Origin of the sequence: Haloplanus rubicundus (genome assembly GCF_003342675.1) — an archaeon.
Lineage (GTDB): Archaea > Halobacteriota > Halobacteria > Halobacteriales > Haloferacaceae > Haloplanus > Haloplanus rubicundus.
The window spans coordinates 1,274,302-1,298,724 of sequence record NZ_CP031148.1 but is presented as its reverse complement, the minus strand read 5'-3'; the positions used below and the strand labels follow the sequence as shown (position 1 = coordinate 1,298,724).

26 protein-coding genes and 3 pseudogenes are annotated in these 24,423 nt (G+C 58.9%); 16 read left to right on the top strand and 13 right to left on the bottom strand.

Features of this window, described 5'->3' with window-relative positions:
- Window positions 1-48: 48 nt before the first annotated feature.
- Together DU484_RS20355 and DU484_RS07570 are read left to right on the top strand one after the other, a co-directional pair.
- The gene (locus tag DU484_RS20355; RefSeq protein WP_262342894.1) at window positions 49-522 is read left to right on the top strand and encodes a DICT sensory domain-containing protein; all 474 of its coding nucleotides are present in this window, start codon (window positions 49-51) and stop codon (window positions 520-522) included.
- Window positions 523-577: 55 nt separating this feature from the next.
- The gene (locus DU484_RS07570) at window positions 578-922 is read left to right on the top strand and encodes a cupin domain-containing protein (protein WP_222844888.1); all 345 of its coding nucleotides are present in this window, start codon (window positions 578-580) and stop codon (window positions 920-922) included.
- On the opposite strand, the gene DU484_RS07565 is transcribed toward DU484_RS07570, so the two are convergent.
- Window positions 911-1,264, bottom strand: coding sequence for a hypothetical protein (locus DU484_RS07565; protein ID WP_114605578.1), 354 nt, complete (start codon window positions 1,262-1,264; stop codon window positions 911-913). The two genes, DU484_RS07570 and DU484_RS07565, sit on opposite strands and share 12 nt — an antisense overlap.
- Window positions 1,265-1,611: 347 nt before the next feature.
- Here DU484_RS07565 and DU484_RS07560 point away from each other — a divergent pair, with 347 nt between their 5' ends.
- Both DU484_RS07560 and DU484_RS07555 read left to right on the top strand, forming a co-directional pair.
- Window positions 1,612-1,908: a ribbon-helix-helix domain-containing protein gene (locus tag DU484_RS07560; protein WP_114605577.1), complete on the top strand. Its 297-nt coding sequence runs from the start codon at window positions 1,612-1,614 to the stop codon at window positions 1,906-1,908.
- Window positions 1,895-2,185: a type II toxin-antitoxin system RelE family toxin gene (locus DU484_RS07555; protein WP_114605576.1), complete on the top strand. Its 291-nt coding sequence runs from the start codon at window positions 1,895-1,897 to the stop codon at window positions 2,183-2,185. The genes DU484_RS07560 and DU484_RS07555 overlap by 14 nt, the downstream gene beginning before the upstream one ends.
- On the opposite strand, the gene DU484_RS07550 is transcribed toward DU484_RS07555, so the two are convergent.
- Both DU484_RS07550 and DU484_RS07545 read right to left on the bottom strand, forming a co-directional pair.
- Complete coding sequence (locus DU484_RS07550) at window positions 2,182-2,403, bottom strand: hypothetical protein (protein WP_187347782.1); 222 nt, start codon at window positions 2,401-2,403, stop codon at window positions 2,182-2,184. The two genes, DU484_RS07555 and DU484_RS07550, sit on opposite strands and share 4 nt — an antisense overlap.
- Window positions 2,404-2,443: 40 nt before the next feature.
- Entirely contained in the window at window positions 2,444-2,845 is a 402-nt protein-coding gene (locus DU484_RS07545; RefSeq protein WP_114605574.1) for a hypothetical protein, read from the bottom strand.
- A 218-nt stretch (window positions 2,846-3,063) separates the two neighbouring features.
- On the opposite strand from DU484_RS07545, the pseudogene DU484_RS07540 reads away from it, so the two are divergent.
- From DU484_RS07540 to DU484_RS20735, 3 genes and pseudogenes are all read left to right on the top strand, one after another.
- Window positions 3,064-3,572 (top strand): annotated as a pseudogene (locus DU484_RS07540) (IS200/IS605 family accessory protein TnpB-related protein); the annotation flags it as partial.
- Window positions 3,547-4,056 (top strand): winged helix-turn-helix domain-containing protein, encoded by a 510-nt coding sequence (locus DU484_RS07535; protein WP_262342892.1) that lies wholly within the window; start codon window positions 3,547-3,549, stop codon window positions 4,054-4,056. The pseudogene DU484_RS07540 and the gene DU484_RS07535, both read left to right, overlap by 26 nt.
- Window positions 4,057-4,509, top strand: coding sequence for a hypothetical protein (locus tag DU484_RS20735; protein WP_114605573.1), 453 nt, complete (start codon window positions 4,057-4,059; stop codon window positions 4,507-4,509).
- Here DU484_RS20735 and DU484_RS07525 read toward each other — a convergent pair.
- Window positions 4,481-4,684, bottom strand: a complete 204-nt coding sequence (locus DU484_RS07525) for a hypothetical protein (RefSeq protein WP_114605572.1) — start codon at window positions 4,682-4,684, stop codon at window positions 4,481-4,483. The two genes, DU484_RS20735 and DU484_RS07525, sit on opposite strands and share 29 nt — an antisense overlap.
- Window positions 4,685-4,773: 89 nt before the next feature.
- On the opposite strand from DU484_RS07525, the gene DU484_RS07520 reads away from it, so the two are divergent.
- The 4 genes from DU484_RS07520 (at window position 4,774) to DU484_RS07505 (ending at window position 9,506) form a co-directional block, all read left to right on the top strand.
- A complete protein-coding gene (locus DU484_RS07520; protein ID WP_114605571.1) occupies window positions 4,774-5,157 on the top strand; it encodes a DCC1-like thiol-disulfide oxidoreductase family protein in 384 nt (127 codons plus the stop codon).
- 145 nt (window positions 5,158-5,302) lie between these two features.
- Complete coding sequence (locus DU484_RS07515; protein ID WP_114605570.1) at window positions 5,303-5,977, top strand: RNA ligase partner protein; 675 nt, start codon at window positions 5,303-5,305, stop codon at window positions 5,975-5,977.
- A gap of 90 nt (window positions 5,978-6,067) precedes the next feature.
- Window positions 6,068-8,224 carry a hybrid sensor histidine kinase/response regulator gene (locus DU484_RS07510; RefSeq protein WP_114605569.1) on the top strand — a complete coding sequence of 719 codons (2,157 nt, stop codon included), beginning with the start codon at window positions 6,068-6,070 and terminating at the stop codon, window positions 8,222-8,224.
- Between the two features lie 82 nt (window positions 8,225-8,306).
- On the top strand, window positions 8,307-9,506 hold the full coding sequence (locus tag DU484_RS07505; protein ID WP_114605568.1) for an inorganic phosphate transporter: 1,200 nt from the start codon (window positions 8,307-8,309) through the stop codon (window positions 9,504-9,506).
- Here the strand turns inward: DU484_RS07505 and DU484_RS07500 are convergent.
- The 3 genes from DU484_RS07500 to DU484_RS07490 are packed head-to-tail and all read right to left on the bottom strand — an operon-like array spanning window position 9,503 to window position 11,405.
- The gene (locus DU484_RS07500) at window positions 9,503-9,934 is read right to left on the bottom strand and encodes a universal stress protein (RefSeq protein ID WP_114605567.1); all 432 of its coding nucleotides are present in this window, start codon (window positions 9,932-9,934) and stop codon (window positions 9,503-9,505) included. The two genes, DU484_RS07505 and DU484_RS07500, sit on opposite strands and share 4 nt — an antisense overlap.
- A gap of 44 nt (window positions 9,935-9,978) precedes the next feature.
- Window positions 9,979-11,253 carry an RNA-guided endonuclease InsQ/TnpB family protein gene (locus DU484_RS07495; protein WP_114605566.1) on the bottom strand — a complete coding sequence of 425 codons (1,275 nt, stop codon included), beginning with the start codon at window positions 11,251-11,253 and terminating at the stop codon, window positions 9,979-9,981.
- A complete protein-coding gene (locus DU484_RS07490; RefSeq protein WP_114605565.1) occupies window positions 11,250-11,405 on the bottom strand; it encodes a DUF2080 family transposase-associated protein in 156 nt (51 codons plus the stop codon). Before DU484_RS07490 ends, DU484_RS07495 begins: the two co-directional genes overlap by 4 nt.
- Before the next feature lie 53 nt (window positions 11,406-11,458).
- Here DU484_RS07490 and tnpA point away from each other — a divergent pair.
- A pseudogene (gene tnpA / locus DU484_RS07485) lies at window positions 11,459-11,911 on the top strand (IS200/IS605 family transposase).
- 118 nt (window positions 11,912-12,029) lie between these two features.
- Here the strand turns inward: tnpA and DU484_RS07480 are convergent.
- The 4 genes from DU484_RS07480 to DU484_RS07465 all read right to left on the bottom strand — a co-directional run bounded on the left by DU484_RS07480 (window position 12,030) and on the right by DU484_RS07465 (window position 14,012).
- The gene (locus DU484_RS07480) at window positions 12,030-12,488 is read right to left on the bottom strand and encodes an HVO_A0114 family putative DNA-binding protein (protein WP_114605564.1); all 459 of its coding nucleotides are present in this window, start codon (window positions 12,486-12,488) and stop codon (window positions 12,030-12,032) included.
- Complete coding sequence (locus DU484_RS07475; RefSeq protein ID WP_262342891.1) at window positions 12,481-12,732, bottom strand: toxin-antitoxin system TumE family protein; 252 nt, start codon at window positions 12,730-12,732, stop codon at window positions 12,481-12,483. Before DU484_RS07475 ends, DU484_RS07480 begins: the two co-directional genes overlap by 8 nt.
- Before the next feature lie 226 nt (window positions 12,733-12,958).
- Window positions 12,959-13,654, bottom strand: coding sequence for a hypothetical protein (locus DU484_RS07470; protein WP_114605562.1), 696 nt, complete (start codon window positions 13,652-13,654; stop codon window positions 12,959-12,961).
- Window positions 13,641-14,012 (bottom strand): hypothetical protein, encoded by a 372-nt coding sequence (locus DU484_RS07465; protein ID WP_114605561.1) that lies wholly within the window; start codon window positions 14,010-14,012, stop codon window positions 13,641-13,643. The genes DU484_RS07470 and DU484_RS07465 overlap by 14 nt, the downstream gene beginning before the upstream one ends.
- Before the next feature lie 89 nt (window positions 14,013-14,101).
- Between DU484_RS07465 and DU484_RS19510 the strand changes: the two genes are divergently transcribed.
- Window positions 14,102-14,257 (top strand): hypothetical protein, encoded by a 156-nt coding sequence (locus DU484_RS19510; protein ID WP_157969536.1) that lies wholly within the window; start codon window positions 14,102-14,104, stop codon window positions 14,255-14,257.
- Between the two features lie 696 nt (window positions 14,258-14,953).
- Here the strand turns inward: DU484_RS19510 and DU484_RS20730 are convergent.
- Window positions 14,954-15,061: pseudogene (locus tag DU484_RS20730) on the bottom strand (IS5/IS1182 family transposase); the annotation flags it as partial.
- Between the two features lie 285 nt (window positions 15,062-15,346).
- Between DU484_RS20730 and DU484_RS07455 the strand changes: the two are divergent.
- Entirely contained in the window at window positions 15,347-16,567 is a 1,221-nt protein-coding gene (locus tag DU484_RS07455; RefSeq protein WP_114605559.1) for an orc1/cdc6 family replication initiation protein, read from the top strand.
- 567 nt (window positions 16,568-17,134) lie between these two features.
- On the opposite strand, the gene DU484_RS07450 is transcribed toward DU484_RS07455, so the two are convergent.
- A complete protein-coding gene (locus tag DU484_RS07450; protein ID WP_157969535.1) occupies window positions 17,135-19,231 on the bottom strand; it encodes an STT3 domain-containing protein in 2,097 nt (698 codons plus the stop codon).
- A 1,373-nt stretch (window positions 19,232-20,604) separates the two neighbouring features.
- Here DU484_RS07450 and DU484_RS19505 point away from each other — a divergent pair.
- Together DU484_RS19505 and DU484_RS07435 are read left to right on the top strand one after the other, a co-directional pair.
- Complete coding sequence (locus DU484_RS19505; protein ID WP_157969534.1) at window positions 20,605-22,233, top strand: hypothetical protein; 1,629 nt, start codon at window positions 20,605-20,607, stop codon at window positions 22,231-22,233.
- 361 nt (window positions 22,234-22,594) lie between these two features.
- Window positions 22,595-24,403, top strand: coding sequence for an ABC transporter ATP-binding protein (locus tag DU484_RS07435; protein WP_114605555.1), 1,809 nt, complete (start codon window positions 22,595-22,597; stop codon window positions 24,401-24,403).
- Window positions 24,404-24,423 lie beyond the last annotated feature (20 nt).

Sequence of the window (24,423 nt, the reverse complement as noted above, 5' to 3'; positions counted from 1 at the left end):
TTTGTCAACTCTGATCTGTACGTCACGGGGACGAAATCCCTCGGCGACGTGACCCTGCCGGCAGTCATCGAGGGACTCGAGGAGACGCCGTTCAGGGTTCGGGGATATCCGGCCTCACACTCGGAGAAACTCCCACTTATCGTGATCTCGCGGTACATCGAACAGCTCGCTTGGCAACACGGCTCTGGACGCCTGCGCTCGTCGTTCCAGCGGCTCTCCCGCCTCGACGACGAACGCGGGACGCGGGAGGTGTATCGGACGGTCGGCGAAACCGACGTGGCGGTTCACGTCTACGGCGTCCCCGACTGGATCCCACCGAGGTCGTTTCCGGGGGTCATCCACGCGGGCTATCGCGGCGAGTTTCGCTCCTCGTGGTTCGTCGTCTTCCACGTCGACGACGCGGACGCCCGAACCGCCGCGCTCGTCGCCGAACAGGTCAACGACAACGAGTGGGTGGCGCTGTGGACGTTCGACGATGACCGAATCCGGTCGGTCAACCGGTACATCGAGCGAGCGTTGTGAGCGCGTAACGCTATTGTGGCAACGCCAGCATACGAGTATGCGACTGGAGTGACACATGATGACACACGTCTCGGCGCTCGACTTGCTCGATCGACTCAACGACGAGAACGGAAACTACGCTGAAGTGTTGGACGAGGGGTCGATGCGGGTGGAAATCGGCCGCCACGCTGCGGGCGACGCAGCGCCCAAGAACCCGCATACCGAGGACGAACTCTACTACGTCGTCGCCGGCTCGGGGAAGGTTCGGGTGGGCGACGACGTCCACGCCGTCGAACCGGGCGATACGGTCTTCGTCGAGCGAGGACTCGAACACGACTTTTTCGCCATCGAGGAGGACCTCGTCACGCTCGTCGTCTTCGCCGACTCGTCGAATCCGAGTTCGTACTCACTACGAGAGTAAGCGGTCCCGGAGCGCCGCCCCACCGACGAGACAGGCTAAGAGCACGGCGTACCAGACGAGATGTGCGGGGCTGTCGGGCAGGAACCACACCTCGATGGCGACCATTCCGGCGGCGTAGGCGACGCCGCCACCAACGGCGAACGACAGAACGTCGACACCGGTGAGCCACGCGAACGCCGCGCCGAAGGTGACAGCGAGGAGGCAGACGACGGCGAGTGTGACGCCGTCGCCGACGACGGCGGCGAGGCGCATCCAGTAAACCGCACGCGGCGGCCAGAGCGCGAGGCCGGCGAGGAAGGTGGCGACGGCGCTGCCGGCCACGGAGCGACGGTGGAGGGCCATCGGTGGTCGTTCGCCGTATAGGATCAAAACAGTAGGGGAGAACCAGTGTGTCCGTCGTGACAGTCCGTATGTCCTGACTGAATTCACATAGATCCAAGGAGGGAGCCCACGGCTTCAGCCGTCCCCAGAACGTTCCGCATTCTGGTGGGCTGCACAAGCGCGTCGCTCTTGTGAACGTAATAGTAATCTGACACCGGTGATCGACCAGTAGTTGAAAACGGATCAAATCCGGAAGTCGGTTCTATTTCGTTCGTATCATCTTGAATCATTTTCTTCCGTGGTTGTCGCCAGTCATATGCTCCGGCACACTGACAACGCTTACAGTAATACGAAGATAATACAGATGTATGTCCGACTCTGACGCAGGGGCCAACGACGACCCCAACATGACCACCATCACGCTCAAAATTCCGCAGGCGTTCCTTGACGACCTCGATGCGACCTGGCGGGCCGAAAACTTTCCGTCCCGGAGCGAGTTCATTCGGTGGGCGCTCCGTGACGCCGTGAAGCACCCCGCGTTCTCGCGGAAGGGCTGGAAAGACATCGCCGCCAGTGAACACCGGCTGGCGACCGGTGAGGGACGAACCTACAGCAGCGACGAGATTCGAGCGCGTCTGAACGAGGACACGGATGCCGACGAGTGACGACGAATGGGACTGGAAGCTCACTAATCCCGCAGAACGTGAATACGAGAAGCTCCAGCCGCACGAGCAGGAGCGCATCGTCTCGAAACTCGACGAGATCGTCACCGACCAGTGGCGTGATCCGAGCGACTACTTGGAACCGCTCACTGGTGCGCCGCATTCGAAGCTCCGTATCGGTGCGTTTCGTCTTGGCTGTAAGGCAGTCCAGGCTGACCACGTTCTGTGGGTCTACACCATCGAGAAGCGTCCAGGGGCCTACAAACCCGGCGACGACTAATCGGCTAGCCGAGAGCTAAAACAGTCGTCGCACTCCCAATACTCGTACGAGTCCTCCTCACCAGTCCATTTTACCACGTCGTGTCCTTCCCACTCGGCCGTCTTCTCGTATTCTGCTTCGCTGTCTTCATCAGGGACAGTGAATTCGCCGAAGTAGTGGCCGCCCTCGTATGTGTCGTCCTCGTAGAGCGTGATTTCGATTGTCTGGTCGCACTCCATGCAGTCTCGTTCGATTGTGCGTTTCTCTTTCGGCATCGTATCAGTCGCTGCATGTGATCTCTACCAGCTGGCCGTCCGTGAACTTCGCATCGAGACTGACGTAGTCGCCATCGATGGTTCGATGGAACTCGAATATCCCGTGGTACTCTGTATCTGACCAACCCTGGTGGATCTTCTTTCTGCTTTCCCGGGCACGTTCAATTCCGTTCTCAAACCCGCCAATCTCTTCGTTGTATCCAGGCCGCTCTTCCTCAGGAACGTGCTCATACTCGGCAACTTCCTTGAACAGACGCCCGTTTGCCGTTACCTTGTAGTTCTCCATCATCGGCTCGTGGCGAGCGATGGACTTCGTCTGCCACGTGACCTCGAACGGATCAGCATCGATGTCCGGGAACTCTACGTCAAGACCGTCTTCGAACGTGAGCCTATCGAACAGTCCCATCGTTACTCCTCCTGGTCTTGAGATGCCCTCCACCACTCCCAATCGATGTCTTGGAGATCGAGGCCGCGGTCACGTGCTTGGTCAAGATGCTGTTCTGTTCGTTCTACGGGATCAAAGCCCCTTGCCTTTACGTCTTCAAACCGCTCCACTGCGTCTGTATATGCGCGGGCGTGGTATCCCTCTTCCCACGCTTGTGCCGTCTCATCATCAGCTTTCTCGACATTCTCTACAAGATGACTCGGCACATCATGGAGTGGAGCTGTCAGTTCGAGAGGCCATCTATCGTCTTTGAAGACCTCAAAGAGATGCGCGACAGTATCGACTACGGTACGCGGATGAACCGACGCTTGCACCACCTCCCGTTCCATGCCCTTCAGTTCTATACGTCGTACAAGGTATCGTTTGAGGAGATTCCGACCGCTTGGATTAATTCTGAGTCACGAGCTAGCGGTGTCTGATGTGCGGACACACGGAGCGAGCGAACCGCAACAAGAAGCGATTCAAGTGTCGGGACTGTGAGCATCAAGACCACAGCGACCGTGGTGCAAGCGTAAACATCGCCGTGAAAGGTGTGAAGAAACTCGATTGGAATGTGCCTGCTCTCAACAGCCTTCCCGTTGTTCGGACGGTGCGACGGCAGGCATCGGGGGCTGTGAACGCCCCGACCGTGACCCACCCAACCGTTCGAGGCTACCCTGCCGATGGTCGAGTGGGAGTGTCTAATTAAACCACGGGAAGCCTCGGGGCTTGACCCCGAGGCGGTTCACGACATCCTCCTCGGAATCACGTCGCCAATGACGTACACGGAGATTGCAGAGCGTGCAGATTACTCTTCGAATGCCGCAAAAAAGCATCTCGAACGCTTAGCCGAGATGGGTATCGGCCGCGCGAATCGGGAGAGTCGCCCGGCGAGATATGAACGCAACGAAGGCTACCTCGAGTGGCAGGACGCCAGCCGGATCGCGACGGAACTCTCTGTCGAAGAGATTATCGACCGCGTGAAACCGCTCGAAGAGCAACGCGCAGAGTACGAAACGCAGTTCGGGACGACAGACCCGAGTGCGGTGTCCGCCTTCGGTCACGACGATCACGAGACGATCCACGAACGGATGACGACGATTAGTGAGTGGCAGGGCGTGGTCAGGGATATCCAGCTGTACGAACTCGCTCGTCAACTTGCCCAGAACGATGGCCACCTGCTTCCAGCGTAGATGAGCCACCCACCGGACGATACAGCTCCTGAATCGATGGGACCACTGGATCGACAGACGCTGTTTCTTCTGGAGCGACATTTGGCGTCGGACGCACTCGTCGTCGACACGACGTTCGATCTGGACGTATACGAACCTCGTCTGCTTCGTGGATACCTCGATGCGGGGCGCTATCCGGATTCGGTGACGGCAGGTCGACTCGACATCCGATGGTTCACCACAGGTTATTTTTCGCTCCACTATGTCGAGGAACACAACGATAGAGACCACTGGGAATGTCGCTGGGACCGACATCCGAACGCACACAACACCCGATTGCATTTCCACGAACCGCCATCCGCGACCGAAATCGTCGATCTCGAACTCCCCTCACTACACCCGCTTGACGTGTACGGGACGGTCTTCACGGCGATAGCACAGCGAGTCAAGACACTGTGGTCGACTGAAGGCTAGCCACCAGCAGCGCCACCGCCGACACCACGACGGTCGACAACCAGACCGCCGTCGGAAGCGGGAGGAGGTGGACGACGAACAGCCACCCGAGGAGGTAGCCCACCGGGGCGACGGCGACGACGACCGAGACGGCTGCAATCGGATCGAGCGGAGAGAGGCGGGAGCGCACCGACATACTGGACGATGACGCGGGGAGGACATGAAGTCGGCGTCGAGCAGCGGGGAATCGAGGGATGGATAGGGCCGGCGGCCACACGCCCACGCATGGACCCGACGTTCGTCTACGACGACGACTGCGGCTTCTGTACGTGGTGGGCCGATCAGTTTGCGACGCGGACTGACCTCCGTATCGTCGGCTTCTCCGAACTCGATGACCGGCTTCGCGACCGGCTTCCCGACGACTACGAGGACTGCGCGCACCTCGTGACCGACGACGACGTCCACTCCTGTGGCGCCGCCATCGAACGAGCGCTCCTCCGGATGGAACAGGCCGAAGACGCCCAGCCTGTCGTCGACTTCCTCCGGCAGTTCGAGGACTACGAGCGACTGCGCGAGCGGGCGTATCGCTGGGCCGCCGACCGCCGGGAGAAACTGGGGCTGATCGTCTCGAAGACCCCGCCGGCACGACGGGAGCGGGACGAGGACTGAGAGGCGGTATCGTACCCGTCCATAGATTCCCCTCGGGCCGTCCCGACAAGAATCGCTGCTGACGTCCGATAATCTACGAGCGTCGGGGGCCGACGCGACCGAATCGGCAGGATAGCTTTTGTGCCCCACCGACGAAGTGCCGACCATGTCCGGGTCGCTCCCACGCCAGCGGTTCGTCCTCGATACGTCGCTGTTCATCACCGAGGAGATTCGACGGGACGACGAGTCGCTGGAGGCGGCGGTCCGCCGACTGCTCGACCTCGTGGCGACGGCGCGTCTCGAACTCAACATCTCCTGTTACATGCCGCCCTCGATCCACGACGAACTCGCGGCGATGCTGCGGGACCGCGGCGTCGACGACGAGGTGTTCTCGCGACTCGACACCTGGGTCGTCCGCAAGAGCCCCGACCGCTACGGCGTGACCATCCCCGCGAACATCGTCTACGACTTCATCGACGAGATGAGCGACCGGGTGGACCGCGGCCTCCGCGTCTCCGAGGAGGCGCTCCGCGAAGTCGAGCAACTCGGTCCCGACGACATGACCGCCGACGATCCGAACGAGTACATGACCGCCGCCGACCGCGTCCTCTCGAACATGCGCGATAAGTACCGGCGGGCGCTCCGCCAGGGCGTCCTCGACTCCCGCGAGGACTTCGACCTGCTCGTCCTCGCGCGCGAACTCGACGCCGGCGTCGTCACCGAGGACCGCGGTATCGTCTCCTGGGCCGACGAGTTCGGCCTCCGGTACGTCCGCGGCGGGCAGTTCCCGACGCTGCTGGAAGAGTACCTGCGGGCGACCGGCGTCGACGACCGGGCGTGAGCACGGCGGACGCGGCGTCGGCGACCGGTTTCGTTATCCGAAACCGGGAATCTACGGGAACTATTTAGCGTGTGTGAGACACCAACCGGTATGGGCGAGACGACCGGGTCGGGGCGCGTCCTCTACGTCGACGACGACGAGGAGTACGCGGCGCTGACGGCGACGTTCCTCGAACGAACGAGCGATCACCTCGTCGTGTCGACGGCGGCGAGCGCGAGCGACGCGCTCGACCGACTGGACGACACGACGTTCGACTGTGTCGTCTCCGACTACCGGATGCCCGGGATGGACGGCCTCGCGTTGTTCGAGCGGGTTCGGGACCGGGACGACGACCTTCCGTTCGTCCTCGTTACCGGTGTGAAAGACGAGTCCATCGCGAGCGAGGCGCTCGCCCGGGGCGTGACGGACTTCGTCCGGAAGCGGCCGGGATCGGAGGCGTTCGAACTGTTCGCCAACCGGATCGAAAACGCCATCGAGCGGTACCGGGCGACGCGGCAGTGCCGACAGTTCCGGAGTGCGGTCGAACACGCCGGTCACGTCGTGTTGATCACCGACGCGGACGGGAGAATCGAGTACGTCAACGACGCCTTCGAGGCGGTCACCGGCTACTCGGCGGCGGAAGCGGTCGGCCGACGCCCGTCGATGCTACAGTCCGGACAGCACGGCGACGCCTTCTATCGCAGCCTGTGGCGGACGATTTCGTCCGGCGAGGTCTGGGAGGGCGAACTCGTCAACGAACGCAAGAACGGAGAACAGTACGTCATCGACCAGACCATCGCGCCGATCACCGACGAGGGGGAGACGATCACCGGCTTCGTCGCCATCAACCGAAACGTCACGGAGCGCAAGGAGCGGGAACTGAATCTGGCCTTCCTCAAGCAGGCCATCGATCAGGCGGGCATCGGCATCGGCACCTACGGCGCCGACGGCTACGCCACGTACGTCAACGAGCGGCTCGCGGAACTGTTCGGGACCGGCCGCGACGACCTCCGGACGCGCCACATGGCCACGCTCGATCCGGATCTCGATCCCGACCGCTTCGAGGCGTACTGGCGGTCGTTCGACGACAGCGAGCGGCGAATCTACGACACGCGGATCGAGCGGGTCGACACCGGCGAGGAAGTGCCGGCGGAGGTCGTCACCGCCCGGGTGACGATCGAGGGCGAGCCGTATCAGGTGAACACGGTGCGCGACGCCGCGGCTCGCAAGCGACAGGAGCGTGATCTCGAACGGTTCCGGAGCGCGGTCGAACACGCCGGCCACAGCGTCCTCATCACCGACGTGGAGGGAACGATCGAGTACGTCAACGACGCCTTCGAGGCGGTCACCGGCTACTCCGCGGCGGAGGCGATCGGTCGGACGCCCGCGATGCTCCGCTCCGGCGAACACGACGCGGCGTTCTACCGCGATCTCTGGGAGACGATCCTCGACGGCGACGTCTGGCAGGGCGAGGTGGTCAACGAACGCAAGGACGGCACGCGGTACGTCGTCGATCAGACCATCGCTCCGATCGACGGCGACGAATCGATCACGGGCTTCGTCGCCATCAACCGCGACGTGTCGGCCATCAAGGAGTACGAACGGGAACTCGAAGCCCAGAACGAACGGCTCAAACAGTACGGCCAGACGGTCGCCCACGACCTCCGCAACCCGCTCGCGCTCCTCGACGCCGAACTCACGCGGTTCGAGATGGCCGTCGACGACGCGGGCGGGACGGTCGACGCCGAACGCGTCGAACGACTGTGTGCGGACATCGGTACGACCGTCGACCGGATGGAGACGCTGATCGACGACTTGCTGGCGATGGCCGAACAGGGACAGCGCGTCCTGGAGTTCGAATCGACGTCGGTCGAGGCCGTCGCGACCGAGGCGTGGGCACAGATCGACACGGCGTCGGCCGCACTGTCCGTCGAGGACACCGACGTCGACGCCGATCCGGACCGCCTGCGGGAGTTGCTGTCCAACCTGTTCCGGAATAGTGTGGAGCACGGCTCCGAGGACGTACACGTTCGGGTGACGCCGCTCGACTTCTCCGCGGGCTTTGCCGTCGCGGACGACGGCCCCGGCATCCCCGAGGACGAACGCGACGACGTGTTCAACCACGGCTTCACGACCGCCGAGGACGGCACCGGCTTCGGCCTCGCCATCGTCGAACGGATCGCCCACGCACACGGCTGGTCCGTGTCGGTGACCGAGGGCCGAGACGGGGGCGCGCGGTTCGAGTTCCGTACCGACGAAGACGGGTAGCGGCGGCGCGAACGTTTATCTCGTCGCCGCTGCAATCAGTGTTCATGCTCATGTTCAGACCCGTTCGTGGTGAGCGCTGAGCGTGGCGGGAGTCGGATTCTGGGCGCTCGTCGTCGTGGCGACGCTCACCAGTTTCGGCACGGCGTGGACGCTCGGCGCCAACAGCAACTCGCCACCGTTCGCCCCAGCCATCGGGGCCAACGCCATCTCGACGATGCGCGCGGCGTTCCTCATCGGCATTCTCGCCGCACTCGGCGCACTGACACAGGGTGGCGCCATCTCCGAGACGGTGGGCGCCGGCCTCGTCGGCGGGGTGCAGATCACGTCGCTGGCGGCGACGGCCGGCCTCCTGACCGCGACGGGCTTTATGGCCCTCGGCATCTACACCGGCTACCCCATCCCCGCGGCCTTCGCCACCACCGGCGCGATGGTCGGCGTCGGCCTGTCGCTCGGCGGCGACCCCGCCGTCGACACCTACCGTCGCATCGGACTCTTCTGGGCGCTCGTGCCGCCGACCTCCGGTGGCCTCGCCTACCTCACCGCGACCGTCCTCCGCCGCGACGACATCCCGGAGACGCTCGGCGTTCCCCTGCTCGCGGCCGTCGTCGGCGGCATCGTCGCGAACGTGCAACTGGGCGTGATTCCCTCGCCGCCCGGTGCGACCCAGAGCTCCGTCGCCGGCTTCGTCGCACGACGACTCGCGCCGACCGTCGGCACCGTCGACCCCATGATCGTCCTCGTCACCCTCGTCGCCGCCGCCGCGAGCTTCCAGTTCATCCGCCGCCGAACGCAGGCGTCGGTCGAGGACGGCGTCCGCACCTTCCTCGTCCTCCTCGGCAGCGTCGTCGCCTTCTCCAGCGGCGGCAGTCAGGTCGGGCTGGCGACCGGACCGCTGGAGAACCTCTACGGAACCGAACTCGGCCTGCCGGGAGTCGTCCTCCTCACCCTCGGCGCGACGGGCATCCTCGCCGGGGCGTGGATGGGTGCCCCCCGCCTCCTACAGGCCACCTCGCGCGAGTACGCCCAACTCGGGGTCAGACGCTCCATCGCCGCGCTGGTTCCGGGGTTCATCATCGCCCAACTCGCCATCGCGCTCGGCATCCCCATTTCCTTCAACAACATCATCATCTCGGGCGTCATCGGCGGCGGCCTCGCCGGCGGGTCTGCCGGCGTCTCGAAGCGGAAAATCGGCGTCACCCTCACGTTCTGGATCGTCACGCTCGTCACGTCCATCGCCGTGGGGTTCGGCCTCTACCGGGGTCTCGCGGCCGTCCTCGCTTAGCGCACGACCGTCACCGTCACCGGCGCCTCACCGACGACAGCCGTCGCGACCGTCCCGAGCAACCGCCGGGCAACGGCGCCCCGTTCGCCGCCGTGGCCACCCATCACGACCCGGTCGACGTCGTGGTCGTCGATATAGGCGAGAATCGTCTCCGCCGGATCACCCGATCGAACGACCGTCTCGACCGTCCGGTCGGCGTCTGCTGCCCGGTCCTGCGCCTGGTCGACGAGGCGGTCGGCGCGGTCACCCGCGCGCTCACGCCGGTCCCCGCCAGCGTCGAGAACCCCGCCCTCGCTCATCCCGGTGTCGAGCGGCGTCACGACGTTCAACACTGTGATCCGACAGTCGAAAAGCGAGAGCGCCTCCGCGAGCGCCGCGTCCGCGAGCGGTGAGCCATCGAGGGGAACGAGGATGTGGGCTGGGGGCATGGGTGTGAACCGCCTCGGGGTCAAGCCCCGAGGCTTCCCGTAGGTTAGTCGGACACTCCCATCAGACCATCGGCCTGATAGCCTCGAACGGTCGAGTGGGTCACGGTCGGGGCGTCCACGGCCCCCGATGCCTGCCGTCGCACCTTTCGAACAACGGGAAGGCTGTTGAGAGCAGGCACATTCCAATTGAGTTTCTTCACGCTTTTCACGGCGATGTTGACGCTTGCACCACGGTCGCTGTGGTCTTGATGCTCACAGTCCTTGCACTTGAACCGCTTCTTGTTGCGGTTCGCACGCTCCGTATGCCCACATATCGGACATCGTTGACTCGTGTACTCAGGATTAATCCACGCGGTCGGGATGCCCTCGAACGACGCCTTGTACGACGTATAGAACTGAAGGGCGCGGAACGGGAGGTGGTGCAAGCGTCGGTTCATCCGCGTACCGTAGTCGATACTGTCGCGCATCTCTTTGAGGTCTTCAAAGACGATGCACGACTTCTCGAACTGCTGACTCCACTCCACGATGTGCCGAGACACCTTGTGGAGTCGGTCGCGGACAAACCGTTCCTCACGCCCTTCCAACGTGTCGTGGACGCTTTCCTTCCCCGCGTTCTGGACGCGCTTCCGCATCGTGAAGTAGCGGTGGCGCTCGAACTTGATTTCGGGAGAGTCGATAACTAGCGTGTTCTCAACCCCGTCTTCGGACAGAGCGGTGAGGGCTACGTTGTCTTCGTTCACGTCCACACCGATGACCGTCCGCGAGTCCTGCTTGTCTCGAACAGCCTGCTCGGTGTTGGTGATATTGACGTGCAACTCAGCGTTGTCGTTGTGGAAGAGGGCTTCCGCTGTCCCAATCTTCCACTCGTCTCTCGTGAGCGCAGTCTTGAGAATATCGAGGTGGGAGTCACTCCCTTCGAGGACGCCCTTGACGTGTTTGTACGGCTTCGCGCTGATACGGAACGCCACGTCACCGTCGTCGGTGGGCGATAGGTTGTACCCTTCCTCGTAGTTCGCACGAATCGGGTACGCACCGTCCTTGGTGTGACTGGGGAGTCCGAAGTTGTCGTACTCGTAGTAGTTCTCCATCGCACCGAGAGCCTTGGCAACGACGCGCTGAGTCGTGTTCTTCACGAGGTTGGCATCGTCGGCCACGCGGCCGGGAATGGCGTCCCAGTCTACGCCGTCTTTGGCAAGTCGGATGGTTTCGTTGTACACTCGACGGGCTTCGAGTGTGGCGTCGTACAGCAGACCCTCGTTGTCACTCTGGATGTTGAGCTGGAAATCCAGAGTCTTGACGAGAGCCTGTGAGTCGCTCATTCTTCGTCTTGTTCGGTGGGTTCTGAGGTTCGGACGACTTTCACGTCGGCTCCACGCCAGCGTTTCGGGACAGTGACGTGGGCGCTGTTCCCGAACGGTTTGACCTCGCCATCGAGAACTTCCTCGCCGTCGATTTCAAAGCGATTCATCATACCCGCGTATATCCTTTGGATATACTTAACTGTGCTGGTGGGGTGGGTTCGATATGGGTGAGAAGCGGTTGAATCACACGGTGTACAACGTCAACTACCATTTCGTGTGGTGTCCGAAGTACCGCCACGCCATCCTCGAACCAATCGAGAATTCGCTGGAAGCGAGTTTCCGTGATGGGTGCAATGAGTACGGCTACGAGATACTGTCGTCGTCCGAAAATCTCCGATTTTTGTGATCACGAGAGACGGAGTCTCTCGAACGACTCCACTTCTCACCCGACCACGTACACCTGTTCCTTTTCGTCCACCCGAAGCACGCGCCGAGCAAGATTGTGCGGACGGTCAAGAGCATCACGGCGCGGGAGATGTGGGAACAGCACGAGTCATTATTGGAGGAGTATCTGTGGGGCGGTGGGTTCTGGGAGGAATCGTACTACGTTGGGACGGCAGGCGACGTTTCGACAGACACGATTGAGCAGTATATCGAACGCACGGAACACGTTTAGCGGAGCGTACGGCCTTCACCCTCGGGATCAAGCCTCGAGGCACTCGGCCTGCTCAGCCTGTAGACTTGCGCGGATCGAATGCATCAACCCGTTCGAAGTCGGCCAACCGGCTGCTGTGTCAGGCCGGTGCGGGCTCTTCGTCCGGTTCTCCGCCGGCGAGTTCAACGTCGAGGTGAATCCGCTCGTAGGGCAGGTACGGCCGCTTCGACTGCCCCTCGTCGACGACGAAAAGGAGGCCGTAGTCTGCGAGCAGGGAGACGTCGTCGTGGACCGTCCGGTAGTCGCGGCCGAGATCCTCGGCCAGCGCTGAAATACTCTCGGCAGCACCGTCGGTATTCAACAGCGTCCGGAGGAGTTCGATGCGGCGGTCGGTCAGCATCTTCCGCAGCTCTCCGACCGTCGCGAACGACACGACTGCCGGTGCCGATTCTCTTTCGGCAACTGCGTCGACAGCCCCGACCGTACCCTCGCGGGCCGCGTCGAACGACTCGACAGTCACGCGAAGGATGTCTGGGTGCGGACGGTCGCGGGGGTCGCTGTACTTGTCGGGCCAGCCGTCGGTGGTGTGATCAGTCATGGTTCGTGTCCTCGATATCGGTGAGGTGGACGACCTCTTGGAGGAAGCGGGCGACGTGCGCACTGATGTTCTGGAACGGAATCTCGGAATCCTCGCCGAATCGAACGTGTCGGTGGTGCCAACCGAGATCGTCGTCATCGTGCGCGTTGTCGTAGCGCAGGAACTCGCCCTCTTCCGGGTGGTAGTACTGGAACTGGTAGAACCAATCACCGGGATACTCGTCGCGGGTCGCGAACAACTCCACGCGGCCACCTGGGACGGCGCGATTGAGTTCAATCGGCTGGTTCTCCGGCATCCTGCTATTCTATATGATTTATGACCTCATAGGACATAAAGATTTGCGGAGCTGTGCTATAATCAACCACGAACAGCAGGCTGTAGTCGGATTCCTCCCATGGCTGAAGCCGTGGGCTTCCACCTCGCATCTCTGTGAGCGACAGGGAAGGTTGGTTCTGCGCTCGTCGTCTTCCCTACTGGTCGTCGACCTGTGTGTCCCGTTTGCGGCGTTCGTGGCGGAGATACCGCGAAAACGCTGTATCGGCATACTCTTCGTGGCCGGACCGATCGGGCACGTAACACGGCGCGCTCTTGGTGGGAGAGAAGATCGCCGCTTCGATATCGGCATCCTGCCGGTCATGTGGAGGTCGACACAGTGTGACTGGCGGCGTTTGCCGAAGGGTCTCCGGGCTGATCGAGTCCCGGTGGATATCGGCCGCCTTGGGTGGCCGCTTGCGAGTCAGCGGTGGGAGCTCGTCACCGTCGAGATCCTCAAGCGTGAGCAGGCGGACGTCAAAGGCCTGGGCGAGTCGCCACGCCCGATCCGTGAGTCTTGAGGTGTGACAGAGAACGGGCATGGCCCGACCCAGGAAGGCAAGCAGACAGAGGCGGATGATCACCGACTCGTCGATGGCGCGACTTTGCCAGTCTTTGCATTCGGCGACGAGGTAGTCGGCGGGCTTATCTCGGGGCTCTTGGCGACAGGCGACGACATCCGCGGTGAGTGCGACGAGGGGTTCACGACGGGCGGCGGCATACCCCCACTCTTCAAGGGCCTGCTGGAGTTGGATCTCGAGCCACACGCCTTGGCCGTGGCCCCGTCCACGGGTAGTGTCGCGTGGGGGGTCGTGGACGGGCTCGTCGTCACCGGAGTCGTCACGATCGCTCATGGCGCACCTCCTGCTCAAGCGGGTCGTCTGGTGTGGGAGATGACTCGTGGGTGTCAGTGCTAGTGGCCGTCGTCGAGGATTGACTGTTCTCTGGAGCCGACTCCGGGGTAGTCTTGAGTTGCTCGGCTGCGTGTTCAAGCGCGCGGGCGAGGTCACGGGCTTGGGTTGGTGTGAGTTCGGTGGTGGTCGTCCCCCAGTGGCCACCGAATCCGACGAGGAGCGTTTGGTCGGCCGTCGCTTTGGAGGTAACCTCGAGAGCGGCTTTGGAGTATTCGTCTTCGAGCTGGCGGGTGACACCGGTCTCGACGGTGAAGCCGGTCTCAGTGGTGGGCTGATCGTCGTCTGGGAGGTGTGTCATTGGTGGGTGGATGGGGTGGTACTGGCCGGTGACTGTGCGGGGCTGGGACAGACCGCTTCAAGGACCCACGACTGGGGGAGCTGTCGCGTGTGGAGTCCGCGGAGGCCACAATGGTGTGTGGCGAGAATGTGCAGAATTCGGGGTGGGACGAAGGTGCCTGGGCCACCGACGACTTCGAGGACCGGATGGTTGAGGAGGGGATTGTCGGTGCAGACGTCCGCGGCCTGGACGCCGGAGACGGGTGAGAGTGCGTCTGCACACCGCTGGAGCGTCGCTGTGTGGGTAGTGCGGGACCGGGGGTGGGCTGGGTCGGGAGTGATCCGAGTCGTCTGGGGGTGGGTGCTGGGCGTGTCCTGGCAGGTGTGGATCGCGATCCGTTCTGGGAGTCCAACGACACCGCAGACAAGACAGCGGTGGAGCTGTGAGTCGGCTAGGTCGTGGTCCAATGACTGTGCGACAGGTTCTTTATTTGGTGGATCAGAGTTCGTCATGCTTCGTAGGGGTTAGCGAAGCACGGGTCGGTGTTGCAGCACCGGCCTCGGTTTTTCTGAGACATCCCGTGCGTCGCACTTTTATGTATTTCCCCACCCGTATTAAAACTTGCTCTATACAGCAACCATGCAGAATAGTAAGTCTCTCTCGGAGGCACGAAGTCAACAAAGATTAGATAGCTACAAGCAAACAATGTATTGTGTCAACTGGACGTGGACTACTCACCGACTACGAAAAGAACTGCCTTGCAGGTGAGAAAGAAAAGCAACGAGAGTATGAGGCACGCTCTCGAATCCGTGCGCGAATTGAAGGGCCACTTATGAATGATATCGTACATTTGAAAAAACACGATCCAGAGTTGCTCAACGAGCTTCGCCAAGTCGTATGTGACGATGTAATTGAGTAGTGGTCTGATTCAGCAGGTTTTATTTCGGTACAAGCGTCAGATCTCACAGATATCGGGCGTTCTTGAGCTGGTTTTTGAGCAACAATTCACGGCCCTCCAACCACCAACTCCGCAGGCACACGGTTGCGTTGAGCGTGCACTTGATGCTAGATTAGAGCCGGGTTGTCAGACAAATAAATATCAGAATTAACCGCTCCTCCCACACCCCACCGTGTCGAATGTTCTCCAAACGAGGTTGGGGCAGAGTTGGATATCTCCATCAACTGTGACGAACTCACCCCACCATGTCGAATGTTTAGTTACGTGGAATCGTAGAATAGCGTGGTTATACAGTCTATATTGCTTAGTCTATCTTCTCCAGATCTTCGATTATCTTCATTCGACGCACTTGACGCAGTGGTTTTATTACCCCTGAATCAAGAGGTATGAGTAACTGATGCCGACGTTCACTCGTGACACCCATATCTTCCGCGACGAGGATATGCTTCGGGATGATTACCAACCGCAATCAATCATGGCTCGAGAGGCGGAACTAAGTGCGTACAAAACCGCACTCCAACCGGTAATAAACGGTGCCCAACCACGGAACGTTTTCTTATATGGGAAAACTGGTGTTGGGAAGACAGCTGTCTCACGGTATCTGCTCGAACAACTGCAACAAGACTCAGCCCAGTACGACGATGTTTCTCTGTCGGTGTTTTGGCTTAATTGTACGAATCTCTCTTCGTCGTATCAAGTAGCAGTCAACCTCGTCAATACACTACGTCCAGCTGAGGATCAAATCAGCACAACTGGATATCCCCAACAACGTGTCTTTGATCTCCTGTATGAGGAACTCGATGCAGTCGGTGGAACAGTCTTGATCGTCCTCGACGAGATTGATCACATTGGTACCGACGATGAGATCCTTTATGAAATTCCACGAGCGCGCTCAAACGGCTACCTAACAGCAACGAAACCCGGAGTAATCGGAATTAGCAATGACTTCGGCTTTCGGGATAATCTCTCTCCGAAAGTGAAAGACACACTTTGTGAGGAAGAGATCCACTTCTCACCGTACAATGCGCCCGAGCTGGAAGCAATTCTTGATCGACGAGCGGAGGGTGCTCTCTTTGATGATGCCACTGAATCGGGCGTACTCGCATTATGTGCTGCTATTGCCGCACAAGACACAGGGAGTGCAAGACAAGCGCTTGATTTGTTGTACCAAGCCGGCGAACTCGCACGAGCTGCAAGCCATGACAAAATTACCAAGGACGATGTTCACGAAGCCCGGAACAAACTTGAGCGGAGCCAAATCGAACACGGGATGCGCGAACTCACACGCCATGGACATCTTTCGCTCGTGGCGGTCCTACAATTAGCTCTTGAGTCAGGAGGGCCATTTCGCGTACGGGACATTTACCCACAGTATCGTACAATATCTGAGCAGTCGGATATCGATCCGCTGGTTCGCCGTCGTATGCATGACCACCTTGCTGACCTTGCAATGCTTGGTATCCTTGACCGTCGTTCTCGTAACGAGGGCCGTTCCGGAGGACAGTACTACGAGTACGAGTTCGCTGTCGGCCTCAATCTTGTTGCTAACGTTGTGAGTGACTTTGAGGCACTCACGCTACCGCGGCGTGTCGTAGAATTGATTCAGTCAATGGAGTAGATTGCCTTGGGGAAAGTGCTAAGATCAATAGCTTTCCAGCTTATAGAACCTCTATCGGAACACTTGACGCGGTGGGGTGTCGGACGTTAATCACAGCATCTAGCCTTGTTTAGACCTTTCGCCGCAAGGTTCGGTAGAGGAACTCTCTTAGCCACTTGCGACCATAGCAACAGAAACTATCCCGCATACGGAACTGCAAGATATTAAGCGAAATAACAGAATTGAGCAATTCTGAGATGAACACTTGACATGGTGGAGTGGTGAGGAGGCAGTCCCGAATAGCTACTCGAAACATTCGGCACTCGCGAACCGATGAGTTCGGTATCGGGAATTGCTGAGAACACTCGACACGGTGGGGTGTGAGAAGATGATTCCAACTCGGTACTGAAGTCCTCATCAAGAGTGCCGAAGACAGCTAGAACTGTCGCATAGCGTTCAGATTCTACTCCTTCAATTTCGCTTGGTGTAGGTGGAGTGACGGCGCATATTCACGGCCTGAAAGCCGTGGTATTGCGCCTGTTCAGCGTATGATTGCTCTTTCGCCGCAGTATTGCCGCCATTTTTCGATCAGACGGTTACAGAGTCTCCCGACTGGACCATGCGTTCGGTGATTTCGACGGTCCGTTCCTCCACTCCGATGCGGTACGTCCCCGGATTGGCGACCGTCACCTCGAACGTCCCGTCCGTGACCGTCGCCCGTCGGACGTATTCGAACTCGTCGCCAGGAATCGACACGTCGGCAGCGAGCCGAACGCGCGCCGTCTCCGCCGGTGCAGGGCCGCGGATCGTCGCTCCGGGGACGACGCGGAACACCTTCCGCGCGCCGTCGTCGGTGGCGAACATGGCCCGGAAGTGACCGACGCCGCCGATGTTGCTGATCGTGGCGCTCCCGAAGCGGTCGTGGAGCGTCGACTGCACGGTCGACGCGGAAATCAAGCCGAGATGCGGCAGGTCCCGGGTGACCACGAACCCAACGCGGTCCGCAAACTCGTCGTACCACGAGTCGGCGTCGTTCGAGAACAGGAACTCCTCGTACGTGCGCTCGGCGTAGGCATAGGACGCCGCCTCGCCGTTCGCGAAGTAGTTGTAGACGCGGTTGCGGCCCCACTTGCTGAGGACGTAGCTCTGCGGGTAGGGAATATTCCTCTCGTCAACGTATTCAGTGATCCAGCGCGCCGCCTCGTAAGTGGCGTCGGTGATCACGAGCCGGCGATCGATGAGTGCGGCGTAGAGGGAACCGGAGCCGACGGCGACGCCCGCGAGCCCGGCGAGCAGCGCCACGCGGGTTCGATCCGGGACGACGAGGTCATCGTCGTCATCGCCCCCGTCGGCGGCGACGGCTGGGGTCGCAGTGTCGTCGCTCCCGTCACGTCGGGGTACTGGCGGCCGCACAAGGTCGAACCACGACGCCAGCATCACGAAGCCCACGCCGCCGAGGATGGCGGCGAAGGGGGCGAGTTCGCCGGCGAATCGCCGCTGGAGCGCCGCGATCACCCCGAAGTGGACGGTGTACACGACGACGACGAACCAGCCGGGGTCGAGCCGTTGCCAGCCCCACTTAGCCGCGAAGGGGAGCATCGGCGCCGCGAGCACGGACGCGAAGCCGAGGATGACGAGCACGCCGACCGCCCCGTAGTTGGCGCCGACACCAGCGAGTTCGGCCGGACCGCTCCGCAAGAAGAAGGAGAGCCCAGACTCCAGTTCGGTCGCGACCGGCGGGAACTGACGAACGGCGACGATGGCGACGACGCCGAACACCACCTCGGTGGCCGCGAGCCACGCCCACGACACTCCTGCCCGTCGGACGGCGACGACAAGCGCCAGTAACCCGACGCTCCCGAGCGCAAGCAGGTTGAGCGCGTAGATTACGGCTTCGTACTGCCAGCCGAGCAGTAGGTGAACGAGGGAGGCAAGCGCCGCCCCGCCGACGAGACCGACGACGACCGGTGCGAGCCGTTCCGGCCCGTCCCGGCGAATCTCCACCAGTGCAACGAGAGCGAGCGCAGGGGCGAGTGGGACGAGCAGGAGTGGTGCAGCCTCCCACGCGAGCGCCTGTCCAGCCACCGCGACGGCAAAGGCACCCGCGGCGAGCCACGTTCGACGGTCACGCTCGCTCCGTGCGAGCAGTTCGATCACGGCCAGCGCCGTCAGCGCGAGCCACACGTAGTCGAAGGCGTGGTGGTCGGCCACGCCGAGGGCCGTCCGGTAGGCGTGCGCCGGCGTGACGGCCAAGAGTCCAGCCGCTGCGAGGCCGACTCGCACGTCGCCGGTGAGTCGTGTGGCGGCGCCGTAGACGAACGCGGCCGTGAGCACGGCCGCGACGACGGGATACCACGCGACGACGAACCCCGAGCCCCACGTGCCCGCGCCGAACGGCCACGCCGCCACCGAAAGCGTCGCGACGAGAAGCGGTTCACCACGGATCGCCCGGTCGGGAAGCGATGGGAGCGGGCCACTCGACAGCGTCTGATCCACTAGATAGCGGTAGAAGTAGGGGTCATTCGAAGCGAGGACGACCCAGTCGTCGCGAAACACCTCCTGAATCGTCGGGAGGCGGACGAGAACGACGAGCAAGAGGGCGAGCAACAGCGCCGTCCGGACAGGAATGTGACGTTGTCGGTCTGCCTGATCCGCTGGCTCGTCAGACCGCTCGGCTTCGCTCATCTCGTTCCCCACTCAAAATAATCAGGATCCTTCACCGCCATTCGACCAGACTGTGGGGATAGAGATACATATAGCCGCCCATCTACCGAAATGTGCCAGATTCACCAGCATAGAGCGTGCGCTGATCGGCTGTGAGTCGCTCCAGACTTTGCTGGTGGGTTCTAGCGCGCTACCCGACAGCCGCCGTAAGCTCTGTGTCGCCGAGCTGATTCACACCAGCATCGCAGGCATGACGAGCAGCCTCCCGGAGGATACAAATCCCAAGGTGGACGTCACCGCCGGTGACTTGAGCGATCTACTCAAGAAACCGATCCGAAACCGCAGACAGCTCGTGTAACGCGCGAGCTGAGAGAGTCCTGAGAAGGTATAGCGACCGAACTGTAGACGTTGTTTCCGGGATGGTATCTCCCCTCAAATGGAAATCAGCAGCTCAGTAACCTCGTTGTAGACGTTGACGATACAGGCAATACTCTGGCTGGGGGCGTCAACCAATTATTGGGGCGGCGCGGCCTCGTCAACTATCTCCAGTTCGTCTAAAACAACGAGTCCAGCCGTGTCAGTTGGTTGCTACAGTGCGTCCACGCGCCTGGTGCGAGCCGTCGAATTGTGGGAGATAACATCCAGTCCAAACCGATCACCGACCTAGGCCGACAGATGATAGTCATCGTAATCGGTCCAACAGTCGACATAGGCCGTCCGAATATTGTCCTGCTGGGCCACATGTCGGAGTGCATTCCGCGCAATCAGGGTTTTCCCGGTTCCTGGCGGCCCAGTCAGCATAAACGGCGATGGCATTTCTGCAGCCGCCATGCGTTGGAAGGAGACACGCACGTCCTGGAGGTGACCCCCGCGGTGGACGATCAGTTCCTGATCCGGGACCTCTTTTGGATCAAGGACCCGCGAGCGACATATCATATCCTGGGAGTTTGGCGGGTGGGAGAATAAAGCCCGATGTGGGGGGTTCACAAAAGCGGACTCGTGGCAGCTGTAGCTCTGTAGGCCCTTTCTACGAAAATGTCCTCGAAATGGTCAAGTAACCAGCGGACCAACCGTCGACGCTGGTTACACGGGGAGATATTCGTGTTTCCTGGATGTATCTTTGACATATTACCTGGATGAAGACATCGGAAAACGGGTAGTACGAACTAGCCGACGCAGTCGATCGGTTGTTCAACAAGTATGGGGTGATGTACCTCTGATTCGCCTGAATGGGTGTATAACAAACGGGAACATAGTTCGGAGTAGTAAGAACGTGAACCAGAGGACCTCCCGCGGATCTTGTTCGACAGAACTCACGAGGATGTCCGTGCAAATATGTTGCGCTGTGTTTGATCTGGCGATAATTTAAACAATGCCATTGATAGAGTATAGATATGCGCATTCGATCCAAACTAAATAAATTATTTTTACTAGAAGGTTCGGTTTGCAATATTGGGGTATGCCTCGCTGTCCTTTTTGGGATCGGTCTTCGTTTCGCACCCCTCAAAACTGGGTTTCCCCTCGACTATCCTCTTAATGGCGGTGGCTTGTACCTCCAGTTTATCCGCACGATTTTGAATATGAATTTTACATATCCAACTACTATTCCGTATTATTCCGACGGTGGGCTCCCTTTCGCGTATCCGCCACTCGTTTTTTATATATTGGCCGTGATAGCAACCGTCTTACCAATATCCGCGTACGATCTCCTTCTTCATACACCCTTTCTGTTTAGTGCGGCCACAGTCCCTGTGTTCTACCTTTTGAGTCGTGATATCTTTGACTCAAACGAACTTGTCCTTATCAGCACGCTGCTCTATGCGGTCCATCCAGCAACGTATAATGATTTTCTGGTCACGGAAGGGCTCATAGAGGCCGCTGGAACATTTCTATTCCTTCTCGGAGCACGGGAAGCACTCCGGCTCACACGTATTCCATCGCGATTGAACGCCCTCAGACTTGGAGGTATTCTTGGGATCACCGTTCTTGCATCACCTGGCGGCGGATATGGTCTCGCCTTGCTCAGCGTCAGTTGTGGTGTCGTGACGATTGGATTAACGCGAACGCGAAAGACGGTGGCCTCCTTTTGTTTAGCTGCTGTGATCGGTATTGCTATCAGTGCTTTTTGGTGGGGAATCGTCGCTCTCAAACACGGATTTGAACCAATCGCAAACGGAATCCTTCGATCCACTCGCTATACATTTGACCAGTTCATTCTCGATATACTCCACTTTCGGGGAGATAAGCTCATAATATCTCTAACTGAACCAATATTTGTTTCACTTTTCTTTATCGGTACTGTGATATTTTTAACAGGTGACCGGGTTTGGATGTCGATCGCAGTTGGGGGGGGCGCTGTCCAAATATCCCAAGAACTCGGATACATAGTCCCAATATTTGCATTTCTTGCGGTTACAGCGGGGATTGCAGGAACAGCAGATCTTGCCGCAGAGAGGTTATCAATGCAATGGGAAGAAGCAGAATTCAAGCTATTGGCTATTAGTGAAATCCCCGTACAACAAATACTCACTTGGCTGCTCACAATCTTTCTTATATTGACAACCGTTACATCAGCAGCGGCGATCGCTATGCAGAGTCAACAGCCGGACCGCGTCACTGAGCGAATTGAAGGAGAAATGACGGCGATGACATGGGTCGCCAGCGAGACACCGAGCGACGCATCATTTCTAATGATCACAGGACGTGATGAGTGGTGGGCTCGTGACTGGGGTCCAACCCAGATGCAGCGCACCGTCGTTAACGTCCCATACGGTCGAGAAGTTATTGGGCCAGATGCTGCACGACAGTACCGACTTGAGAACCAACGACTCCGCCGTCATACAACAGTCGCCGACGTTGAATCCCATTCCCGACAGCTCGGATGGAAGTATGACTATGTATACATATCAACGGCAGATAGCGAAGACCAATTACTCAATTCGTACCGAACTACGGATTGTTATGTAGCGGAATTTTCCAATAAAGAAGCTGTTATTTTTCATCGACAGTGCTGGAACACGTAACAAGCGAAAAACCGTACCACTACTTGAGTTCATTATCGGATTTTACCCCATAGGATTCAGTAACTAGGTAGGCACACCAGCGCCAGTAATACTACTGCGTCCAGCGCGACAGCAGATCTCTCGATCTTCGAATAGTCCCAGCCTTAGCGCGGAGAGGTCTTTCGCTTTGCTGCCCCCCGTTCAATAATCGAGCAACACCAGCTGAAGCTGTTAATTGGATAGGGCTGCTATCTCTAACACACTACGTAATCATATATTTCAGGATATGGCAATTCACAGTGACCATAGGACGATAACGTTATATGACGAGATTGATCATGTTCCTCCAAATGGCCAGTGGGAACCACCACAGTTGATATAGATGTCATTATCAGATTCTGAACCAGCATCTAGACTCGAAAAGATCAACGCACTACTTGACGTTGCGCAGTACAAACCTCGATTTACTGTTGGTATTTTAGTACTTGGAATACTAGCAGCAATACTGGAAGGCGTCGGATTAGGGTTTATCCTCCCAATTGTCGAACTGGTCCAACTCGAAAACCCTGCAGCGCGGGCAGACGGTGTGCTCGGGGTATTTGTAAACGTGTATCAACTAATCGGTGTCCCGTTCACACTCAGATACGTGGTTGTCGGTGTGTCACTTGTGATGGTCGCACGGTACACCACAAGCTTCACTGTTGCGTGGCTCCGCGAGGCAGTCCGAACCTATTATATCCGCGATCTTCAAGACCGAGCGTTCCGGAATGCGCTTAATGCAGAAGTCTCTTATTTCGACGAGGAGGGTTCCGATGATATTCTAAACGCGATCGTGACCCAGACAACGTATGCGGGCCGAGTCATCGCACGCGGAATTCAGTTTCTTCAGCAAATGTTTCTCGCCGCCGTTTACTTTTTCATCGCGCTGGTGATTGCACCCAAGCTAACGATTGCGACAGGCATCGCCCTCGGCGGATTTACTATCTTTTTCAGGCGGGTGCTTGAATCTGGATACGATATCGGAGATCGTGTCGCCGATGCGAACGAGGAACGTCAAGAGGCGGTGCAAGCCGGAACGCAAGGGATCCGCGACGTTCGGATCTTCGACGTTACTGAGGAGCTATATGACGATTTTAGGGATGCGATCGAGAAGTTTACTATTGAGCAGATATCTCTCCGTCGGAACGAGGCAGCGTTCAAAAACTTCTATAACCTCATCGTCGCGGTGTCAGTATTCGTGCTCATCTACTTTGCGTTGGCATTCGCCAATCTTTCTCTTGGGTCGTTAGGGGTGTTCTTATTCGCGATGTTCCGTCTTGGTCCGAGGGCAAGCAATGTAAATCGGCTATTTTATAAGATCGAAAATGATCTTCCCCATTTAGTCCGAACACTCAAATTCGTTGAAGAGCTTGAAGCTCGACAGGAACCCCAACATGGAACAATCGCTGTACCCGATGAAGTGACACATATTGAGTTCGATGATGTCCACTTTTCATACGGTGACGACGAACAAGTACTCCGTGGCATCAACTTTGAGGTAAAAAAGGGTGAGTTCGTCGCCTTCGCTGGACAGTCTGGCGCTGGGAAGTCAACAATTGTTTCGCTTCTCGCTCGAATGTACAAAGTGAAAGATGGCGAGATCCGTGCAAATGGTGAGCCTATCAATGCGATGGACATCAGAGAATGGCGCGACCGGCTCGCCATAGTTCGTCAAAATCCCTTCGTATTTAATGACACTCTGCGGTACAACCTGACACTCGGGAATCGAGATGTTTCGGATGCCAAGCTCAATCGAGTATGCGAGATCTCAAAAGTCAATGAATTCATAGATGATTTACCAGATGGTCACGATTCACTTCTCGGGGATGATGGGGTACGTTTGTCCGGCGGCCAGAAACAGCGTGTCGCGCTAGCGCGAGCACTACTAAAAGATGCCGACATACTCATTCTTGACGAAGCTACTTCGGATCTCGATTCGAATTTGGAAAACCAAGTTCAGCGGTCTATTGAAGAGATGAATCGAGATTATATGATCATTACAATCGCCCATCGACTATCTACCATCAAGAATGCAGACCGGATATACACTCTTGAGAATGGAGAGATTATTGAATCGGGAGAGCACAAAGAACTTATAGATGGTGATGGCCAGTATGCAAGATTATATACTATTCAATCAAATAAACGGTAGCTTCTCGACCAATGTTTTTG

Bases quoted from the DNA above. Each gene is read 5' to 3' on its own strand.
- DU484_RS07570 (WP_222844888.1), top strand. From the start codon at position 578: ATGATGACACACGTCTCGGCGCTCGACTTGCTCGATCGACTCAACGAC.
- DU484_RS07565 (WP_114605578.1), bottom strand. From the start codon at position 1,264: ATGGCCCTCCACCGTCGCTCCGTGGCCGGCAGCGCCGTCGCCACCTTC.
- DU484_RS07560 (WP_114605577.1), top strand. From the start codon at position 1,612: ATGTCCGACTCTGACGCAGGGGCCAACGACGACCCCAACATGACCACC.
- DU484_RS07555 (WP_114605576.1), top strand. From the start codon at position 1,895: ATGCCGACGAGTGACGACGAATGGGACTGGAAGCTCACTAATCCCGCA.
- DU484_RS07550 (WP_187347782.1), bottom strand. From the start codon at position 2,403: ATGGAGTGCGACCAGACAATCGAAATCACGCTCTACGAGGACGACACA.
- DU484_RS07545 (WP_114605574.1), bottom strand. From the start codon at position 2,845: ATGGGACTGTTCGATAGGCTCACGTTCGAAGACGGTCTTGACGTAGAG.
- DU484_RS07535 (WP_262342892.1), top strand. From the start codon at position 3,547: ATGGTCGAGTGGGAGTGTCTAATTAAACCACGGGAAGCCTCGGGGCTT.
- DU484_RS20735 (WP_114605573.1), top strand. From the start codon at position 4,057: ATGAGCCACCCACCGGACGATACAGCTCCTGAATCGATGGGACCACTG.
- DU484_RS07525 (WP_114605572.1), bottom strand. From the start codon at position 4,684: ATGTCGGTGCGCTCCCGCCTCTCTCCGCTCGATCCGATTGCAGCCGTC.
- DU484_RS07520 (WP_114605571.1), top strand. From the start codon at position 4,774: ATGGACCCGACGTTCGTCTACGACGACGACTGCGGCTTCTGTACGTGG.
- DU484_RS07515 (WP_114605570.1), top strand. From the start codon at position 5,303: ATGTCCGGGTCGCTCCCACGCCAGCGGTTCGTCCTCGATACGTCGCTG.
- DU484_RS07510 (WP_114605569.1), top strand. From the start codon at position 6,068: ATGGGCGAGACGACCGGGTCGGGGCGCGTCCTCTACGTCGACGACGAC.
- DU484_RS07500 (WP_114605567.1), bottom strand. From the start codon at position 9,934: ATGCCCCCAGCCCACATCCTCGTTCCCCTCGATGGCTCACCGCTCGCG.
- DU484_RS07495 (WP_114605566.1), bottom strand. From the start codon at position 11,253: ATGAGCGACTCACAGGCTCTCGTCAAGACTCTGGATTTCCAGCTCAAC.
- DU484_RS07490 (WP_114605565.1), bottom strand. From the start codon at position 11,405: ATGATGAATCGCTTTGAAATCGACGGCGAGGAAGTTCTCGATGGCGAG.
- DU484_RS07480 (WP_114605564.1), bottom strand. From the start codon at position 12,488: ATGACTGATCACACCACCGACGGCTGGCCCGACAAGTACAGCGACCCC.
- DU484_RS07470 (WP_114605562.1), bottom strand. From the start codon at position 13,654: ATGAGCGATCGTGACGACTCCGGTGACGACGAGCCCGTCCACGACCCC.
- DU484_RS07465 (WP_114605561.1), bottom strand. From the start codon at position 14,012: ATGACACACCTCCCAGACGACGATCAGCCCACCACTGAGACCGGCTTC.
- DU484_RS07455 (WP_114605559.1), top strand. From the start codon at position 15,347: ATGCCGACGTTCACTCGTGACACCCATATCTTCCGCGACGAGGATATG.
- DU484_RS07450 (WP_157969535.1), bottom strand. From the start codon at position 19,231: ATGAGCGAAGCCGAGCGGTCTGACGAGCCAGCGGATCAGGCAGACCGA.
- DU484_RS19505 (WP_157969534.1), top strand. From the start codon at position 20,605: ATGCGCATTCGATCCAAACTAAATAAATTATTTTTACTAGAAGGTTCG.
- DU484_RS07435 (WP_114605555.1), top strand. From the start codon at position 22,595: ATGTCATTATCAGATTCTGAACCAGCATCTAGACTCGAAAAGATCAAC.